General features: G+C 40.7%; 15 protein-coding genes and 2 pseudogenes. 10 read left to right on the top strand and 7 right to left on the bottom strand.

From position 1 onward, the window contains the following. Positions 1 to 641 precede the first annotated feature (641 nt). Positions 642 to 1,097, bottom strand: a complete 456-nt coding sequence (locus V7K36_RS12555) for a hypothetical protein (RefSeq protein ID WP_335116200.1) — start codon at positions 1,095 to 1,097, stop codon at positions 642 to 644. Positions 1,098 to 1,114: 17 nt separating this feature from the next. Here V7K36_RS12555 and V7K36_RS12550 point away from each other — a divergent pair, with 17 nt between their 5' ends. The 4 genes from V7K36_RS12550 to V7K36_RS12535 all read left to right on the top strand — a co-directional run bounded on the left by V7K36_RS12550 (position 1,115) and on the right by V7K36_RS12535 (position 4,117). Beyond that, positions 1,115 to 1,255 (top strand): hypothetical protein, encoded by a 141-nt coding sequence (locus tag V7K36_RS12550; protein WP_335116130.1) that lies wholly within the window; start codon positions 1,115 to 1,117, stop codon positions 1,253 to 1,255. Then, the gene (locus V7K36_RS12545; RefSeq protein ID WP_334948467.1) at positions 1,255 to 1,614 is read left to right on the top strand and encodes a VOC family protein; all 360 of its coding nucleotides are present in this window, start codon (positions 1,255 to 1,257) and stop codon (positions 1,612 to 1,614) included. The genes V7K36_RS12550 and V7K36_RS12545 overlap by 1 nt, the downstream gene beginning before the upstream one ends. Before the next feature lie 220 nt (positions 1,615 to 1,834). After that, positions 1,835 to 3,151 (top strand): recombinase family protein, encoded by a 1,317-nt coding sequence (locus tag V7K36_RS12540; protein WP_335116128.1) that lies wholly within the window; start codon positions 1,835 to 1,837, stop codon positions 3,149 to 3,151. Between the two features lie 255 nt (positions 3,152 to 3,406). Further along, positions 3,407 to 4,117, top strand: a complete 711-nt coding sequence (locus tag V7K36_RS12535; RefSeq protein WP_335116126.1) for a response regulator transcription factor — start codon at positions 3,407 to 3,409, stop codon at positions 4,115 to 4,117. Positions 4,118 to 4,290: 173 nt separating this feature from the next. Here V7K36_RS12535 and V7K36_RS12530 read toward each other — a convergent pair whose 3' ends face one another. Both V7K36_RS12530 and V7K36_RS12525 read right to left on the bottom strand, forming a co-directional pair. Further along, positions 4,291 to 4,983, bottom strand: a complete 693-nt coding sequence (locus V7K36_RS12530; RefSeq protein WP_335116124.1) for an ABC transporter permease — start codon at positions 4,981 to 4,983, stop codon at positions 4,291 to 4,293. Positions 4,984 to 5,007: 24 nt separating this feature from the next. Further along, positions 5,008 to 5,967, bottom strand: a complete 960-nt coding sequence (locus tag V7K36_RS12525) for an efflux RND transporter periplasmic adaptor subunit (RefSeq protein WP_335116123.1) — start codon at positions 5,965 to 5,967, stop codon at positions 5,008 to 5,010. 677 nt (positions 5,968 to 6,644) lie between these two features. Between V7K36_RS12525 and V7K36_RS12520 the strand changes: the two are divergent. From V7K36_RS12520 to V7K36_RS12505, 4 genes and pseudogenes are all read left to right on the top strand, one after another. Beyond that, positions 6,645 to 7,472: pseudogene (locus V7K36_RS12520) on the top strand (IS5 family transposase). Between the two features lie 347 nt (positions 7,473 to 7,819). After that, positions 7,820 to 8,077, top strand: a complete 258-nt coding sequence (locus tag V7K36_RS12515; RefSeq protein WP_335116121.1) for a mannan-binding lectin — start codon at positions 7,820 to 7,822, stop codon at positions 8,075 to 8,077. Between the two features lie 240 nt (positions 8,078 to 8,317). Further along, positions 8,318 to 8,539, top strand: a complete 222-nt coding sequence (locus V7K36_RS12510; protein WP_335116119.1) for a hypothetical protein — start codon at positions 8,318 to 8,320, stop codon at positions 8,537 to 8,539. 38 nt (positions 8,540 to 8,577) lie between these two features. After that, positions 8,578 to 9,366 carry a DsbA family protein gene (locus V7K36_RS12505; RefSeq protein WP_335116117.1) on the top strand — a complete coding sequence of 263 codons (789 nt, stop codon included), beginning with the start codon at positions 8,578 to 8,580 and terminating at the stop codon, positions 9,364 to 9,366. 175 nt (positions 9,367 to 9,541) lie between these two features. Here V7K36_RS12505 and V7K36_RS12500 read toward each other — a convergent pair. Further along, positions 9,542 to 9,784: pseudogene (locus V7K36_RS12500) on the bottom strand (IS701 family transposase); the annotation flags it as partial. A gap of 262 nt (positions 9,785 to 10,046) precedes the next feature. Beyond that, a complete protein-coding gene (locus tag V7K36_RS12495; RefSeq protein WP_335116116.1) occupies positions 10,047 to 11,210 on the bottom strand; it encodes a hypothetical protein in 1,164 nt (387 codons plus the stop codon). A gap of 640 nt (positions 11,211 to 11,850) precedes the next feature. On the opposite strand from V7K36_RS12495, the gene V7K36_RS12490 reads away from it, so the two are divergent. Next, positions 11,851 to 13,470, top strand: coding sequence for an ArnT family glycosyltransferase (locus V7K36_RS12490; protein WP_335116114.1), 1,620 nt, complete (start codon positions 11,851 to 11,853; stop codon positions 13,468 to 13,470). Positions 13,471 to 14,856: 1,386 nt separating this feature from the next. After that, positions 14,857 to 15,747 carry a nitrogenase iron protein gene (gene nifH, locus V7K36_RS12485; protein ID WP_335116112.1) on the top strand — a complete coding sequence of 297 codons (891 nt, stop codon included), beginning with the start codon at positions 14,857 to 14,859 and terminating at the stop codon, positions 15,745 to 15,747. Positions 15,748 to 16,040: 293 nt separating this feature from the next. Here nifH and cas6 read toward each other — a convergent pair whose 3' ends face one another. Together cas6 and V7K36_RS12475 are read right to left on the bottom strand one after the other, a co-directional pair. Continuing rightward, positions 16,041 to 16,886 (bottom strand): CRISPR-associated endoribonuclease Cas6, encoded by an 846-nt coding sequence (cas6, locus tag V7K36_RS12480; protein WP_335116110.1) that lies wholly within the window; start codon positions 16,884 to 16,886, stop codon positions 16,041 to 16,043. Continuing rightward, positions 16,876 to 17,496, bottom strand: coding sequence for a 2OG-Fe(II) oxygenase (locus V7K36_RS12475; RefSeq protein WP_335116108.1), 621 nt, complete (start codon positions 17,494 to 17,496; stop codon positions 16,876 to 16,878). Before V7K36_RS12475 ends, cas6 begins: the two co-directional genes overlap by 11 nt. Between the last annotated feature and the right edge of the window lie 335 nt (positions 17,497 to 17,831).

The raw sequence follows: 17,831 nt of genomic DNA, 5'->3' as shown, positions 1-17,831 counted from the left end.
CGGATCTAAAAAACCCCACTTCCATTCCTCTCCCCCACAAGGAGGCTTTGAAACCATGATTTTCTCTTGGAAACGAAGAATATTTCTGCCCCTCTCCGCGTTGGAGAGGGGTTGGGGAGAGGTTCATCGAACTGACGTTAATAAATAGTTGGGCGCTTGTTGAGGCACTAGTACAGTACGGCGTAAATAAACCATCCATTTGGAATGCCTAAAACCTTTATGCAATGGTAATTACGAATTACGAATTACGCAAAGCGTTGCTAGCCATCAGTCACAGGGGATGGTTTGTTAGAACACCGATTTATGGTATACACACAAGTCAACCCCTTCGGGGAATTCAAAATTCAAAATTCACGCATTCAAAATTACAATCCCCATAAATAAATTTAGGGGCTTGAAACAAGGACTTTTTGTGCCTTGTGCAAAAGCCATAGCGGCACAATTGTCTCTACATTGTCCATAAATAAATTTAGTTGCTCTGTATCATGAGTCTTCTTCGGTCATCGAATTACCCAAAACAAAAACCTCACCCTCTCCCGACTTTAATCCCTCTCCTTACCAAAGAGAGGGACAGGTGAAAGCGTAGCATAACCAGGGTGAGGTTTTCTTAAGCTATTTGATAAACCGTAAAAGATAGGACATCAGTTTCCTGGCGCTAGAGTTCCAGAATTGCTAACGGGTGATTCAGTATATTCGCAAAAAATATTCAAGCCGATTTTGAGGATATATAAAACAATAACAGTTGCGATCGCTGGATCAATTGGCAAGCCGTGTGCCGTGGCTACACCCACAAGAGAGATAATCAACCCTGTCAGCAAGGGCGAACTCCCTGGATTCTTCGTGTATTCTTTAAGTTGACCACGAAAACCATCATCACCACAGAGTTCCTCACGCAATACCTTTAGTGTTACTTGCCAAAGTGATTTACTTTGCTGCATCAACGGTTGCCCATTTTTCTCAATCCACAAATCCTCAAAAGCGGTTTCAACTTTGCCATTGTGTTTTTCCAAGTGATTCAAAGCGTGTTGTGCAGGGTCGTAATTTTGTAAAATCTCCCGTGCAACACTGATTTCTGTAAGGCTTAGTTGAGCATCCATCATTTATCCTCATTTTTTTGTTATTGGGCATTGGGCATTGGGCATTGGGCATGGGGCATTGGTTATTATTATTCTCCTCTGCTCCCCTGCTTTCCCACTCCCCACAAGGGTTCAAACTACGTCAAAATTTAGATAAACGCGATCGCACCTACCGATAATGCAGATTACCCAAAGTCTCCATACAGCAATTCTTGTCACTGACTTAGAACGCTCTGAACACTTTTATGGCAAAGTATTAGGATTAGCCAAAATAGATCGTTCGCTAAACTACGCTGGTGCATGGTATCAAGTCGGCGACTATCAAATTCACTTGATAGTTGCACCTACCGTCCCCACCGAAAACCCAAACGAAAAATGGGGACGCAACCCCCATGTCGCTTTCTCAGTTGCTTACTTGGACGTTGCTAAACAAGAGTTGCTCAATCATAATTATCCCATTCAACCCAGTGCTTCCGGTCGCCCTGCTCTATTTACTCAAGACCCTGATGGAAATATTATTGAGTTGAGTCAGCAGTGAGAGGGAGTGCGGAGTAGGGAATGGGGAGTAGGGGACAAGGAAATTAACAATTCAAAATTCACGCATTCAAAATTCAAACATTTTAGACAATTTCAGACTCTTATTTAAACCCTGACTGAAATTGAGCACAGTCGGAGACACTCCCCCTCCGAGCTACGTGTAATGGTACAGGTCTTCAACCCTTCGATTTCCGATAACCATGACAAATGATAAATGATAAATGATAATCATTGCCTACTCTTATACCAATCCGCTATTAGAATCTTCTCCTGATCAAACCAGTTGGGGATGGGAGGTGGATCGAGTTTATGAAGATTTGGGCAAGCGAGAGTCCTTTGGACACGCTACGCGAACGCAATTACAACAATTATTCACCGATTGTCAAACTGAACCAGCAGATTATCTCCTGATTCGTCGGTTGGAAGAATTAGGGGATACTGTAGAGGAAATTAGCGATCGCTTGCATAAACTCGAAGCAATGGGAGTAGCGATAATTGCTACTGAACAGCCCTACACTTCCGAAAATTATCCTCTGGGCGCTGACTTGCTGAATTTGGTAGACACAATCCAACGTCAACAACGTAGTCGTCGCATCCGTGAAGGACACGCCCGTAATCGTCTTGATGTTGCACCGCCACCCGGAAAAGTTCCCTACGGCTATCGCAGAGGTAAGGGAAAATATACTATTGACCGCAGTACTTCACCAGTAGTCAAAGATTTTTTTGAAGACTTTTTACTCTATGGTTCCCTGCGGGGTTCAGTTCGTTACTTGGCGAAAAAATACGGCAAAAAAATCTCTGTTACCACAGGAAGACGCTGGCTGACTAATCCAGTTTATCGCGGCAATACAGCTTACCAAAATGGTGAAATTATCTCCAATACCCATATTCCGATAATTTCTAAAGAAGAAGCAGCCCAAGTTGACCGACTTTTACGCCGTAACAGCCGTTTACCATCCCGAACTGCTAGTGCTAGGCGTTCTTTAGCTGGGTTGGTTGTCTGTGCTGAGTGTCAGTCACATCTGACAGTTACTCGTGTCACCCAACGCAACCAAGATAAGGAGTATCTTTATTTACGTTCTACTAGCTGTCCCCAACGCCCCAAGTGTAAGGCTATTCCCTACCAAGAGGTTTTAGAACATACAATTGAAACCGTTTGCCGTGACTTACCCTTAGCTGTAGCGGGGATGAATTTTCCTCAGTTGGATGCAGTCAAGAATAGTTTAGGGCAAGCGATCGCACGTCAGCAAGAAATACTTGCTCAGTTACCCGCATTAATTGAAACTGGAATTTTAGATGTTGAAACAGCAAAGTTAAGGGCTTACAAACTCCGTACAGAACTTTCTGCACTCGAAGCAAAGTTGGCGACTCTTCCCCCAGTTAACTTGCGTTCTGTTGCTCAAGCTGTTTCTATTCCACAATTTTGGTTAGATTTGTCGGAAACAGAGCGACGATTTTACTTTCGAGAATTCATCAAGCAAATTGAGATTATTCTTCAGAACAAAGAATTAAAACTCCGAGTTATTTTTATTTTTTAAGTACAGGACTCACGCAAAAAAGTTCTGAAGTAGCGGTAATTCATAAATTACCGCTACGACAAATCAGGTTTTTAAGACAATTTTGCGTGAGTCCTAAAATAAATAGACCACGCAGTAGGAGCAAAAGATTCTCGTTCCCAGTCTCCGACTGGGAATGCCTAATTGGGCGGCTGCTGCCTACCTTGGTTCTTAATCTTAAAAGTTTTCGATCTACTGAGGTTAGAAAAAACTTCACCTGAACAAGGGTAGAATACGATGGCAGTAGTAAGCTTAGAAAAACATCAACTTTATGAGCATTTACCAGTGGAAAAAAAGCTTCATATTCTTGTTGTCGATGACCATCAATTAATTTTAACTGGTACTCTAGATGTATTAAGTAGGGAGTATCCAGAAGCTAATATACTTAAGGCTCAGACAGCCAAAGAGACACTTGATCAACTTCAATCTCAACCGTTTGACCTGATTGTGATGGATTTGTCGATTTCCAATCAGCAAGGGGAGACAGCAGAAATTGATACCGGAATTAAGCTTTTGCAAACTTTGCTCAAAGAATATCCCGATCACAATTTCATGGTGCAAAGTAGTTATGTGAAAGCGTTAATCCGGATTAAACACGAGATTGATAATCATCAAGCTGGGTTTGCGATCGCAGACAAAGGATTACCCGAATCGGAAATGCTCATGCGGGTTCATTTGGCACTTCATGGTGCCACTCACACCAAAGATATTAAAACGGGGATCGAACTCAAACCGGAATGGTTGGGGGTATTGCGGTTGGCTGTTGAAGAGAGTTTGACAGATAAAGTGATCGCAGATCGAATGTATAAATCAGAGCGGGCAGTACGTACTTACTGGACGAAGATTCAGGATGTTTTGGGAGTGTATCCGGAAGACTGCAAGCAAAGTGGTAAGAATATGCGAATCCAAACCGAAGTTCGTTCCCGTGAAGAAGGTTTAATTGATTAATACACAGGATTATCAAACCGGAAGCGAGATGAAAAGGAGAATCTGGAATCGCATTCGCCAAGAATTTGGGTTGTGGTCACAAGCTGCACCTCCAGGAATAATGGTGTTGCTTGTGGTGATATTCATACGTATTGCTGGAGGAACGCAATCTTGGGAATGGATGCTCCTTGATACTATGACACCTGCATGCTATCAATGGGAATACCGTAGGGTGATCGCAGTCCGGTCAACTGGTCAGCCATTGTGGTAATTGGCACATAAGCAGCATCGTCTGAATTTTGTCCAGCAAAGGAACCTTTGGCTTTCATGACTCCAATCACCAGAAAGCTCACGTTGCCGACTTGCACCTTTTTGCCGAGCGGGTCTTCACTGCCAAATAGTTTCTGGGCAAGTTCTGCTCCCAAGGTCATTACTTGCACATTCTGTTGCTGTTCGGAAGAATTGAAAAACCGTCCTTTAGCGACAGTCATATTATGGACGTAGAGGAACCCTGGGGTTGTCCCTGTAATACTGGTTTTTGTACTGCGGTTGAGGTAAGAGATTGAGAGTTGGGAACTGATTTGGGGAGCTACTGCTTTGACAGCGGGTGCTTGAGTAATGATCGCCTCCGCATCTGACAACACTAGCTGGGGTGTTTCACTCGTCGTTGAGCCTTCAGCATCCTCGAAACTGACGTAAACAAATAAACTATTTGCCCCATACGACTCCAGCTTTTCGGAAGTATAATTTTGTGCACCTTGTCCAATGCCAACCAAGGCAATCACGGCAGCATTGCCAATCGTAATTCCCAGCATTGTCAGACTGCTGCGTAGCTTATTAGCAGTCAGAGTAGTAACTGCCATTTTGACGCTTTCAAATATGTCCATATTGCAATGATGAGTTGTAAGTGGCTATTTCATAGTATTAACACCAGGGATAGCTTGATCTGACGGAGGGTTGAGCAAAATCTGTTCTCCCTTAATCAGTCCTTTGAGAATCTGAATTTGATTGCCACTAACTGAACCAGTAGTAACTGGCCGGAATAGAGCTTTGTTGTTTTCATCCATTACCCACACTCCAGTCTGTCCATCTTTTTGAGTGACAATTGCCGCTAGAGGAACAATCAAGGCATTATGGATTTTATTGCTGATCAAGTTCAATTTCACATTCATGCCTGACTTGAGCAAGTCTCGACCCGTTTGTAGTACCACTTTGACCCGAAAAGAGGTAACATCCCCAGTCGATTGCTTTCCCTGACTATCCTGTATAGCTCTAGGCGCAATCAGACGAACGCTACCCTTAAAGGTCTTATTCGGATAGGCATCTGAGCGAATCTCTACCTGCTGCTCTGTGTGAATGCGAGCAATACTCGCTTCAGGAATTTTGGCTTCTACTTCCAAACCGCTGGAAAGTTCAGCAATGGAAGCAGATGTCGCACCATCGCTGGAGGAAGCAGATGTCGTTGGGGTAACGAAATCACCTTCTTGGGCAAATTTGCGTGTAATTGTGCCGGCAAAAGGAGCACGAATCAGAGTCTCTTTCAGTTGGGTTTGGTAAGACCGCAACTGTGCCTGAGCTTGAGTAACGTCGGCTTCAGAAGCAGCGATCTGCTCTTTGCGCGTACCGTTTTGAACTTTCTCCAAAGTCTGCTTTTGTTCTCTTAGCTGGGCTAATTGTGCTTCTAGGTTAGCCCTTGCCTCACCCTCTTTACTGGAAAAGTCTCCCAAAGTATTTAGGGAGATAGCTCCTTGTTTTACTAGCAGTTGGTTGCGCTGAAGTTCTTCTTTTGCTCGATTTAACCTTACCTGAGCCTGAGCCACGTTAGCTTGGGCTGTAGCAACTTTGGACTTAGCTAAAGATAGCAGAACCACCAACAATCATTGCACTAAGTGGTAGTAAGAATCTCTTTGTAATTAAGTGACTAGAAGTATTAGACATGAATTTCTCCTTTGAGTTGTTTCATAGTTCAATTAATAGCCTTGAAAACTAGGATTAATAATTAAGTATTTTTTGGTAAAACTCAAACTCATAATTAATTATTTTTAGTTATTCATACCTGATTAACTTAGATATTGCTCCTAGAACACCGATTCAGTAATCGGAGAACAAACTAAAAATCCACTTTGCCGCTTAGTAAATAGTGAAGGATAAAATAGATGAAAAGCAGTCCAGGCAATGATTGTAGTCAAAAGCAAGGACTTGGCGATATTTAATAAACTCTCAAGATCAAGTGCGCTCTGGGTTCAGCTATATTCGGTACTTAGTGGTGCATTAAAGACCGAGAGTTTACGTATACGACCCAACGAATGGCATCCACCCTTAGTACACGTCAGCATAAAAAAGGTGCGGAAATTAAGCTGCGATCGCTTGGTCTATTTGGGTCTTAAAATTGGAATCTGGAATTTGGCACTTTGCGATAACTTTCAAGGTTGACTTTTCACTCCAACCACTTAGAGGGTATTTATAAATAAAAAATAAAGAACACCGCAGTTATTCACCTAGAACACTTATTTTAAAACAAGAAGTAGTCATATTTGAGTCGGGCACAATGAGCCGAAAGCCTTACCCCACAGATATTTCCGATATCGAATGGGATTTGATGAAATCAATGATTCCAGCAGAACGTAAACGTAAACGTGGAAAAAAGCGCGAAGTCGATATGCGGGAAGTGGTAAATGCCATTTTTTACATTTTGCGTGCAGGCTGCTCATGGCGAATGATGCCTCATGATTTCCTGGCATGGCAAACTGCATACTCGTATTTTCAACGTTGGCAGCGCAAGGGTATATGGCAAAAAATCCATTCAGTTCTGCGATGCCTACGGCGGCAAGCTACGCAACTCAGGCAACTCGAAGGACGAGACGTAGAACCATCTGCCGGAATTATAGACTCTCAAACTGTGAAAACAACTGAAAAAGGAGAAGTAAAGGGCTATGTGCCGGAAAAAAGATTAATGGTCGTAAACGCCATATCGTTGTTGATACGATGGGTCTAATTTTGATGGTTGTTGTACATGCAGCCTCGATCCAAGACCGTGACGGGGCAAAACTCGTATTCGATAAAATTTGCAACTTGTTCCCCAAGTTACATTTAATTTGGGCAGATGCCGCATATGCAGGCTTGTTAGTCGATTGGGTCAGATATTTCATTGGTTGCGGACAAGAAAAAAGTCAAACGTTGCGATCTCACCTCTGGCTTTAAAGTCTTACCTCGACGTTGGGTCGTAGAGCGTACACTGGCATGGCTTGGTCGCTACCGCCGTCTAAGTAAAGATTACGAATATCTTCCGCAAACCAGTGAAACCATGATCTACGCTACCATGACACATCTGATGTTACGTCGATTAGCCCGTAATCATCGTTGCTCAACTGCTTAATATTTATTTTATAAACACCCTCTAAGTACCGAATATAGCTGAACCCAGAGCGCACTTGATCTTGAGAGTTTATTAAATATCGCCAAGTCCTTGCTTTTGACTACAATCATTGCCTGGACTGCTTTTCATCTATTTTATCCTTCACTATTTACTAAGCGGCAAAGTGGATTTTTAGTTTGTTCTCCGATTACTGAATCGGTGTTCTAGGAGCAATATCTAAGTTAATCAGGTATGAATAACTAAAAATAATTAATTATGAGTTTGAGTTTTACCAAAAAATACTTAATTATTAATCCTAGTTTTCAAGGCTATTAATTGAACTATGAAACAACTCAAAGGAGAAATTCATGTCTAATACTTCTAGTCACTTAATTACAAAGAGATTCTTACTACCACTTAGTGCAATGATTGTTGGTGGTTCTGCTATCTTTAGCTTTGCTAACCAAGCTTTAGCTGGAAATGTTATTGCAGGTCCTATCTGGAACAATGAACATGCACAACAAAGATGCCCTCAAGTTTGTAGTTCAGTCGGTTTGCGATGGACCGGTGGCTGGTATACATTCGACCCAGGCAAAAATTCGTATTGTGATTGTGTCGGTTTGTGATTGTGTGTGACTAATCCTAGAAAATTTCACCCTTAACCATCATTAGCTGATAATACCTCATTCCTCTGATATATCCAGATATAACCGCCCACTAGGGGCGGTTATATCTGGATTATTCAAAGAATTTATTCAGAAACCGGGTGTGTTGAGAAAGGTTATGCTATAAAGCCTTAATTTATCGTCAAGAAACCCGAGTTATTAGAAGTTAGCAACCTTTAGCAAAGTCTTAAAAATAAATTTATGCGGCACTTTAGCTCACTTATTGTTTTAGCTTCTGCTGTTTTTGGTTTTCCAGCTTCAATATCTGCTGGAGAAGTTAATACATATCAAATTACTCAAAATGTGTCATTACAGCCTAGTATAGATAGGAATAATAAATATTATGCTTATATTAAATTAGGTTATATGACAATCTTTATTCCTCAAAAAATGATTTTTGAAAGTGACAAAGCCGGTCGCTAAATATTCTCCAGCTTTATTTTGCAATTAGGAAATTTATTATGAAAGAATTATTCAGTCGGTACGGTGTTTCTAGAAACAGGGTACTTACAGCCACAGGGTTGCTGTTATTGTGCTTGGGATTTAATAACTGTTCAATGTCTACACAGGCTGGAAATTCTCAACCAGTAGATTCACAATTAGAAGCCAAGGTTATACAAGTCATCCGCAACCATCCAGAAGTTGTTATGGAATCTGTTAAGACATATCAACAGAAAAAACAGGAACAACAACAGAAAGCACAAATGACTTTTTTAAAAAGGATGAAAGCTAACCCTAAATCGGTGATTGGCTCTTCTCCAACTACTGGCGCCTCTGAGCAAAAAATTGTATTGGTAAATTTTTCTGACTTTCAATGTCCTTATTGTGCAAAGGTGCATCAAACGCTCAAGCAGTTTATGGCAAAACATCAAGGTCAAGTTACGTTGGTATACAAGCATCTACCTTTGACCTCAACTCACTCAGAAGCAATGCCCGCAGCCAAAGCATCCTGGGCTGCGGGTCAACAAGGAAAATTCTGGGAGTTCCATGATGCACTGTTTGAAAACCAAGACAAGTTGAGCAACTCGTTCTATGCTGCAACTGCCAAAGCATTGAATTTGGATATAAAGCAGTTTAACCAGGATCGTAGTAGCAGTGCTGCTATTGCTGCTATTAATAACGATATTCAATTCGCAGAAGAGATTGGAGTTGATAGTACTCCTAGACTGGCATTGAATGGAGAGCCTCTGAACGAAGATGTTCAACTTGCTGATTTGGAAGCACTTCTGATCAAGGTAAACAAGCGGTAACTTCAGTTGGTTCTGATGACTCATTCTTGTCGCCGCTCTCCTCAGTTTTTTTTCTGTGATGGCTGCTTTTCTTCAACTCACCTATTAAATATAGGACTTGCGCATTGACAAAGAACATCATCGATGTTGTCTAGATAATGCCATCACTGCTAAGGTTTGCAAAAATATGTTCACGTTAGTTGTACGTGAACATATTCGGTTGTACTTTGTACCAATTGCTAATTATTTTTTCAGACCGCATAAACTCCAATCTAACAAAAGCTTGAAGTGAACAAAATATGTGGGTCTTGATTGCATAGGTATCTCTAAACATGAACTGAAAAATTCCACATACTTGTTTTATGGCTCGATGAAAAGTTTCAATTCCCCAATGGGTATGATGAATTGTGATAAATTTACTTCTGGTTATCTCCTTGATTTTTTTGGCATTTTTCTAGGAACGATCGCATCAGTCGCGTGTATTCGGGTGCATTGGAGGAGTCGGTGCAGAAGTTTTTGGAGTCGTTGGAGAAGCTGAAACGCGCTTATTTGACTGGGTTGGAAGAAAAAGTGTTAAGTGTTTTGGAGGCTGAATAAGGAATGCGGCTATAAATCTCTATTTGCAGGGAAAGTTAACCTTTTTCTTGGAAAATAAGAAATATGCTTTTTTATCTGGATTAAGTTTAGGGACTTCCAAAACGCTACTTCTGAGAGGGTTGATCCTTAGTATACGCAACAGGTTTTGGCCCGGAATTCCGCACATTAATAACTTTATTGAGGATATCAAACCAAAAAGGCGCACCCATAGCAATAGCTAAACCACTGACTATCCAACCGCAAATTAATCTAAAAACCTGCCAACTTCTGATGAATAAAATGCTTCCACTATTCGGCTCAAACTGTTGATTAATATTTTGCCATCCAATAGGTACAGAAGCATTTCCTAAAACTTTCTCGATTTCACTTCTGGCTTCTGGATCTTTAATGAAATCGGTTCGTTGACTTGCACTTTGAGTAATGGCAGAGCGGATAACCGAATCCTGCGACAATCTATTAATGAGGTGAAATGTATCAGTATTAGTTAATATGGCAATTGATATTCCAATGATAATACCAACTCCTTTGGCATTGCGCTTATAAACACCACTGGCTCGATCCATAGAGCGATCAAACCATGTTTCTACTTCATTTTTAAACTGATTTATTTCTTCTGTGAGGTCGCCAATTTTTATCCTACTACGTTGAGCAAGCACACGAAGACTGTTAATTAAACTATCAGGTACATCATTAGGTAACTCTTGATTAACAAAATCTATAAATTTCTGGTCAATATCTCCATAAACTCTTTGAATCGTTTTGTAACTTTCACTATTTGGATCATTAATACCGGCTTGAAGTTCTTTGTAAGATCCTAATATCATGTGCAAATTGGTTTGAACTTCATCATTAGGATGTTTCACATAATTAATTAACTGGGGGATTTTTAAGGTATCTAATAAAGTAATTGCAAATGTTTCAGAAGGAAGATAGGAAGGGGCGCTTTGTTTGTCTCCTAGTGCTTTTTTGTTACTGCTTTTAGTATTTTCCCGAAACTGCTTTTCTACTTTCTCCTTTGCTTGTTGATTCAAGGTATTAATCAAAGGATCGTTATAAAGTTTCTGTACTAAATTTCTTGCCTTAGTAATATCTGATTCTTCAGTTTCGCTACCACCTGCTACAAGTAATTCAATTGAATTTTTTAAATGTTTAGCTCTCCATTGTAAAAATGTGGCAATCAACTCCTGAATTTCAGAAGCTAGCAGGCTCAAAATTAAGTAAATAAAAACTAAGCCAACAGTAATATCCACAATTACAGGTAAATTCATTGACAGGCTCCTATAATTTTATAGCTGCTTATTTTTGTAAAAAAGGCTTTGACAAAATTATACAACACAGATATCTAAGTTAAATAATCGCTTAATTAAATTTAAAATACTAAAATTGGCTCATATCGCTTAAAATCTTTTATTTAGTCCTCATTGAGAGGAATGCAAGCTATTGCCTCAGAATTTATTCCAAGAGGGGATGGGAACTAAGCAGAAGATTTAAAAAATGTTGGTTATTACTATGCAAAAAAATTACAAATAATTCCTTGAAGTGTTCAGCTCCCCCCATTGAAACTCTGTAGCAATTATTTCCTAATTTTCGGAATTTAGTTAGCTTACAACTAAGTAGATAAAAATTAAACTAAGCGTGGCATTAAAATAAAATACAAATTCATTTACGGACGAATCAGCAGGTAATAAATAATTTATTGGCTGTATTATTTTTATCATTTATCGGCTTAAATGTTCTTGAAATAACTAAGATAAATTTTTCAAAAAATAGCGCCAATTAGAGAAAGTTGAGTTAATCTTGGAAACTAGCAATTGTTAAGAATATACGTTGCTACTGGGTGGCAACATTGGAGATTCGCTAGATATCTCTATGTAATCAAACCAGCAAGTAAAATGATTACCAGAGAATATGCAAGAAGGAAGCTTTATTTGGAGTCATCTAGAAAAACAGCATCGCACGGTTGGCAAATGGATTGATTGGGTATGGCTAATAGTGTTGCTGTTGGCAGCAGTGTTACTGTTTAGCATCAATCTGGGAGGATTGCCCCTGCGAGATTGGGATGAAGGGACTGTGGCACAGGTTGCTCGTGAAATTTGGCACGCACCAGCAGGTTCAATGCGTTGGCTTTACCCAACACTAGGAGGCGAACCATATCATGACAAGCCGCCTTTGATGCATTTGCTAATTGCTTGGGCTTATTCTCTAGGAGGCGAAAATGAGTTGACAACGCGCCTACCTGGAGCAATTTTAACAGCGACATCTGTACCTTTACTGTATTGCATTGCTAGAGAGATATTTCGCCAACGTTGGGCAGCGATTTATAGCGCCTTGATTTACCTAACAATGCTACCTGTGGTGCGTCATGGGCGGTTAGCAATGTTAGATGGGGCGATGGTAAGTTTTTTGATGGTAATGATGTTGTGCGTGTTGCGATCGCGCCGAGATTTACGTTATTGTCTTGGTGTTGGCGTTAGTTTTGGGTTGATTTGCCTAACTCAAGGACTGCTAGGTGTATTATTAGGTGCGATCGCGATCGCATTTCTGTTTTGGGATACGCCACGACTCCTCACCTGTCACTATCTGTGGATAGCAATCTTAATTGGCATTCTCCCCGTAGCTGGTTGGTATGGTGCTCAACTAATTCACTATGGTTACACTTTCGCCCAAATTGGCCTTGCAAACTCATCACTAGGCCGAATTAGCTCTGTTGTAGAAGGGAATTCTCAACCACCTTGGTACTATGTGATTGAACTTCTCAAGTATACATGGCCGTGGCTATTATTCTTACCGCAAACTGTCCGCTTAACCTGGGAAAATCGTAACCTTAGCTGGGCAAAATTAGTACTGGCGTGGAGTGGTGTTTACCTGCTGGTAATTTCCTTCATGATTAGTAAAGTTCCCTGGTATCTATTCCCGATTTACCCTAGTTTAGCCTTAGCTTTTGGTATCCAGTTATCAGAGACGGAAAATTCGCCTTTACTCTCATCTTATCCCCGTGCTTGGGTGGCTGGTTTGGCGATACTTGCAGTAGTCGCTTCTGCTGGTAGTATTTATTTCAGTTGGGGTACAACACCGAAAACAGACTTACAACTCATTTTTACAGCAGTAGCTTTAACTATGACCTTAGCAGCTATTTTGGCAGAACGAGGCGATGGGCAATTTCTGAAGATTTTGTTTTGGGGAAGTTATATTTCGCTGCTGCTGTTAATGAAATCTAACTACTGGGTTTGGGAATTATCGGAAGCCTATCCAGTTAAACCAGTCGCCGCCATGATTGTGCGGGCAAATCCAGCCACGAGGAAGATTTACACATCTTTTCCTTATCATCGTCCCTCGTTGGATTATTATAGCGATCGCACCATCATTCCCGCTTCTGTTGGTGAACTGCAATATTATTGGCACTACAACGGCCAACCCTACTTTTTACTTCATACATCTGCTTTCAACAATCTTCAACTAGAGTCGATGAAGCTAGTTGACCAAGCTGAAGGCTGGAAGTTAGTTACAAAAGATACTAATCGATTGTAGCGGTTAGAAACCGCATACCAGTTGCTCGTTTTACCTCGTTCCCAGTCTCCGACTGGGAATGCCTATTTTGAGGTTCCGCCTCAAGACTTGCGCCAGCAGCCCAATAAAGAGCATTTCCAGCCTTTGACTAGAAACGAGGTTTTAAAAAATTTTTGAGTGCAAAAATCAGAAATTATGTTTTTGTTGTCAAACATTAGTTTTAAATACTTTTATCAAATACCCAAAAGTATCTAACTGCACATATTGGCGATGATAAATAATTTCACTAACTGGCAACCTGGGAGCGCGTAACTTATGACTATTAAAGATTCTAAAGATAATCTTTTAGCGAGTAGATAAATAATTGGATATTCGGCAAATAAATTAGTGAGATGTATGTTATGGTTTTTATAGGAATCAAAAAAGTAAAAACACAAAAAGACTTCAAGACAAGTTTGAGGCAATCTCAAGAAAGTTTTTTTGCTCTGGTAAGTCCACTTCAATTAGCTACATCTGTTTGTCACGAAAATCTAAAACTAGATTGAGTAAGATAGTAGCCTCCGTAACAACTTGAAGTCAATCAAAATTTATCTGGGTATCAGCCAATAATAGTTGGTTAACCTAGCAAGAGCATTACCCACTAAAGGCAATTACTCTTGGAGTCTGGGAAGAAAGACTCTTAGTACAGCCTGACAAATCCATAGAAATACAGAATATTTACTAACTTAGTATAAGCAGGAGCAAATATTTTCAACCGCGAACTAAGTTGAAGCAGTTGCTGACTTTTGGAAGGAAAACTTTCAGCAGAATGGTGTCGTTCCAAAATTTTCAGGAATTTAACCATACTGTTAAAAGTCACCAAGATACTAGTCTAAGCCAAAATGTTTGGGGTTGCCTGTGCAGACATTATATATAGTATTGCACCTGTAGCTACCACTTTTGGGCTGGAATTTATCCGGCTGCATGAATCAGGAAACGAGAAGCGCTATAGAAGTTCTTAGCGACTTGACATGAGCAAAATCAGAGAAGTTGTAGCGACCATTTAGAGTGGATTGCAATTTGGTTGGTTGTGTGGTTCAGAGAACAAATCTGCGTTCATTTGAATTCCTGCTGCAACCACTCTTGAGGCTTGAGCAACCATTTGGGATTTTGTTACAACAACTGACAATGCTGAAGTGAAAGTTTTCAAGGCTTCGTTATTAGGAGATAGAGATTTATCTATCCCTTAAGCAATCGTTTTTTGGGTAAATATATTCTGATTTCAACTGTTTTTGTCAGGGTGTGATATATAGCAATTTATCGCTATATATCTACGCCAATAGGCTCTACTTCCCAATAGCATCAAGAGTGAAAATTTCACATCAAGCTTCAGATTAATTAACTAAATCATTGTAGGAAAACACAACCATGACTGACCCAAAGATTAGACAAATAGCTTTCTATGGTAAAGGCGGTATTGGTAAATCTACCACTTCTCAAAACACCCTAGCAGCAATGGCTGAAATAGGTAAGCGCATTCTTATTGTCGGTTGCGACCCCAAAGCTGACTCTACCCGTTTGATGCTACATAGCAAGGCTCAAACAACCGTTCTTCACCTCGCTGCTGAACGTGGCGCAGTAGAAGATATAGAACTTCATGAAGTGATGCTCAAGGGTTACCGTGACGTTCTTTGCGTAGAATCTGGTGGTCCAGAACCCGGTGTAGGTTGTGCAGGTCGTGGTATCATCACCGCCATCAACTTCTTGGAAGAAAACGGTGCTTACCAAGACCTAGACTTTGTATCTTACGACGTATTAGGTGACGTTGTGTGCGGTGGTTTTGCTATGCCTATTCGTGAAGGTAAAGCACAAGAAATCTACATCGTCACATCCGGTGAAATGATGGCAATGTATGCTGCTAACAACATTGCTCGTGGTGTTCTCAAGTATGCTCACACTGGTGGCGTACGTTTGGGTGGTCTGATTTGTAATAGCCGTAATACTGACCGGGAAATCGACCTAATCGAAACCCTGGCAAAACGCTTGAACACCCAAATGATTCACTACGTACCTCGTGACAACATCGTTCAACACGCAGAATTGCGCCGGATGACTGTTAACGAGTATGCACCTGACAGCAACCAAGCTAATGAATATCGGACATTAGCTACCAAAATTATCGACAACACAAACCTGTCTATTCCTACACCCATCGAAATGGAAGAACTAGAAGAATTGTTGATTGAATTCGGTATTCTCGAAAGCGACGAAAATACCGCAATGCTGGTTGGCAAAACTGCTACTGAAGCACCAGTATAAACTATTGCTAAATAAATAATGGTCTGGGGTGGGCTGCTTGCTCACCCTTTCCCCAATTTAACGCCGTGTGCAACTTTCTTTCAAACCAATTTTGATAAATTGTAATCCAAAATTTCCAGCGTATTGATTCAACGCCGCAATGGAAATACAGCGTTTTTAAGATAAATGAGGTACACAAGTAGGGGCACAACATTGTTCTGCCCTTACAATAATCTGTACAGAGGCGCTTGTTGCAATCTGCTGTATATTCGATGTTATTCATAACTTAGGTGGTTTTTAAATTATTATTGAAATTAGTGAGAATATAGCCGCCGTGTCATCCCCATGCCCATAGTTGTTTTTCTACCGACGCCGCTATATAAAGCAAAGTCAGCTAAAGCGTTAATTTGTTTAATTTGTATCGGTTCAATTGGTCCTAAAATCTTGTAGTTAACTTCGCCAATAATGCCAATAAATTTGCTGCGGGAGTCAGCTAATATTTCTGTGTGAATGTTGACAAAAGAAGCGAAGATTGACTCGATCGCAATCTGAGTAAATTCTATGCCACTGTACTTATTCCAGCGCGAAAGTAGGGAATTGAAAACAGATTCTCTGGTAGGAAGGGTATTGTCATACTGTCCTTGACGGAAGGCGGTAGGGGTGGAGAAGGTAAGGTTAATAGAGCAATTGCGGTCGCTAGCTTCTTCGTATAATTGAACATAAGTACTGGCATTTGCCCAAGGTTGAATAGATTGAGGTATGCCTTCAATGCTGGTAATATACAAGTCAGCAGATCCAAGATGCCAAGGGCGATTGGGATTAAGATTTAGCCAGACTTGGGTAAGTTTGCCAAATAAAGTATCATTTAATAAAGAGATGCGCCACCAACAAGGTGTATTGGCAAGAATGGGTTGTTGATGTGAGTATTGCAATTTAGATTCCCCTCTATTTCCCTTTAAAAGGGGAGAGTTTGTGTTACTAATTTGTAAGGGAGAAAGGGTGAAAGCTTTATCAGCAGTGGAATCGTGCAAGCGATCGCCCAATGTGGGATCTACAGAACTAACGAGGGTTAAAAATAGGGCGTGGAGATGTCTACCTGTGAGAAACTGTGGTGAAACGGGCGATTGAGGTAGTAAATTCAATACTAAACTATGAGGCATACTTTCTCTTTTTAGTTGTAGACTGAGAGCTTCTTGACTCCACGGTAAACTCTGGAATTTCCTGGAGTTCAGCATCACTCAAACTATACTGTTCACAAACTAAACTTAGGCGATTTCCTGGGGTTTTCACAGCGTTAACCGAATGGGTTAAATCACCTTGAAAATAAAGTAAAGTATTGATTTGGGGCTTAATTTGCCCAAGTTGGCGTTTGTGCGATCGCAATACCAGTTCTCCCCCTTCCATATCTGCTGGGACTCGCACATAAAGCACACTGACAACCGCAGGCGGTTCAATGGTTTTGGAGTAAGAACGTAAGGAGCGATCAATATGCTGATCGACACGGGAGCCTTCCTTTAGCTGTAAAGGATTGAGGTAAAAAGCATTACAATTTGACTGGAGAGCCAAATCGAGGTAAGGCTTGAAGTACGGAAACTGCTGTTCTACTTTTGCTAATCCAGAACGTTGAAATACTACGGAGAATCCTTTAGTAGCGACAAAATCGCGGTTGAGGTTGTTGATAGCAAAGTAAGGACAAGCTTGGATTTCTCCCCACAAGTTGTTTAGGTAATCGTTGGGGAAGGCGTTGGTTTGTTGTTGATAGTGTTTCACGATGGATGTGGCGAGCGTACAGAACTAACAGGGGTTAAAGATTGTAGCGTAATTTGTGACTAGGGAAAAGTTAAAGACTGTGGAGCATAGATAGTATGATCCTTTTAAACTGAATCCCAAAGACTATTTCTAAGGTGGTGGTCACAACACGGTCATCCTCTGGGATATTGATACAGGAAAGTGCTGGACTATTATGGACGAGCAAAAATGACAATATAATAGCTCAGTATATTCAGTACTTAACCCAAGTTGCTAGTTATTGATTCAGGCGATCGCTTTGTGCAATAAAATTCCCTCCAGAGATGAAAAACGGAGGGGAATATGTTAAACGAAAT

The organism is Nostoc sp., assembly GCF_036919555.1.
Classification (GTDB): domain Bacteria; phylum Cyanobacteriota; class Cyanobacteriia; order Cyanobacteriales; family Nostocaceae; genus Nostoc.
The sequence above is the reverse complement of the archived record's forward strand: the minus strand, read 5'-3'. Positions and strand labels throughout refer to the sequence as shown.

Excerpts from the sequence above, each read along its gene's own strand:
- V7K36_RS12555 (WP_335116200.1), bottom strand. The coding sequence starts at position 1,097 with ATGGATGCTCAACTAAGCCTTACAGAAATCAGTGTTGCACGGGAGATT.
- V7K36_RS12545 (WP_334948467.1), top strand. The coding sequence starts at position 1,255 with ATGCAGATTACCCAAAGTCTCCATACAGCAATTCTTGTCACTGACTTA.
- V7K36_RS12540 (WP_335116128.1), top strand. The coding sequence starts at position 1,835 with ATGATAATCATTGCCTACTCTTATACCAATCCGCTATTAGAATCTTCT.
- V7K36_RS12535 (WP_335116126.1), top strand. The coding sequence starts at position 3,407 with ATGGCAGTAGTAAGCTTAGAAAAACATCAACTTTATGAGCATTTACCA.
- V7K36_RS12530 (WP_335116124.1), bottom strand. The coding sequence starts at position 4,983 with ATGGACATATTTGAAAGCGTCAAAATGGCAGTTACTACTCTGACTGCT.
- V7K36_RS12515 (WP_335116121.1), top strand. The coding sequence starts at position 7,820 with ATGTCTAATACTTCTAGTCACTTAATTACAAAGAGATTCTTACTACCA.
- V7K36_RS12510 (WP_335116119.1), top strand. The coding sequence starts at position 8,318 with ATGCGGCACTTTAGCTCACTTATTGTTTTAGCTTCTGCTGTTTTTGGT.
- V7K36_RS12505 (WP_335116117.1), top strand. The coding sequence starts at position 8,578 with ATGAAAGAATTATTCAGTCGGTACGGTGTTTCTAGAAACAGGGTACTT.
- V7K36_RS12495 (WP_335116116.1), bottom strand. The coding sequence starts at position 11,210 with ATGAATTTACCTGTAATTGTGGATATTACTGTTGGCTTAGTTTTTATT.
- V7K36_RS12490 (WP_335116114.1), top strand. The coding sequence starts at position 11,851 with ATGCAAGAAGGAAGCTTTATTTGGAGTCATCTAGAAAAACAGCATCGC.
- nifH (WP_335116112.1), top strand. The coding sequence starts at position 14,857 with ATGACTGACCCAAAGATTAGACAAATAGCTTTCTATGGTAAAGGCGGT.
- cas6 (WP_335116110.1), bottom strand. The coding sequence starts at position 16,886 with ATGCCTCATAGTTTAGTATTGAATTTACTACCTCAATCGCCCGTTTCA.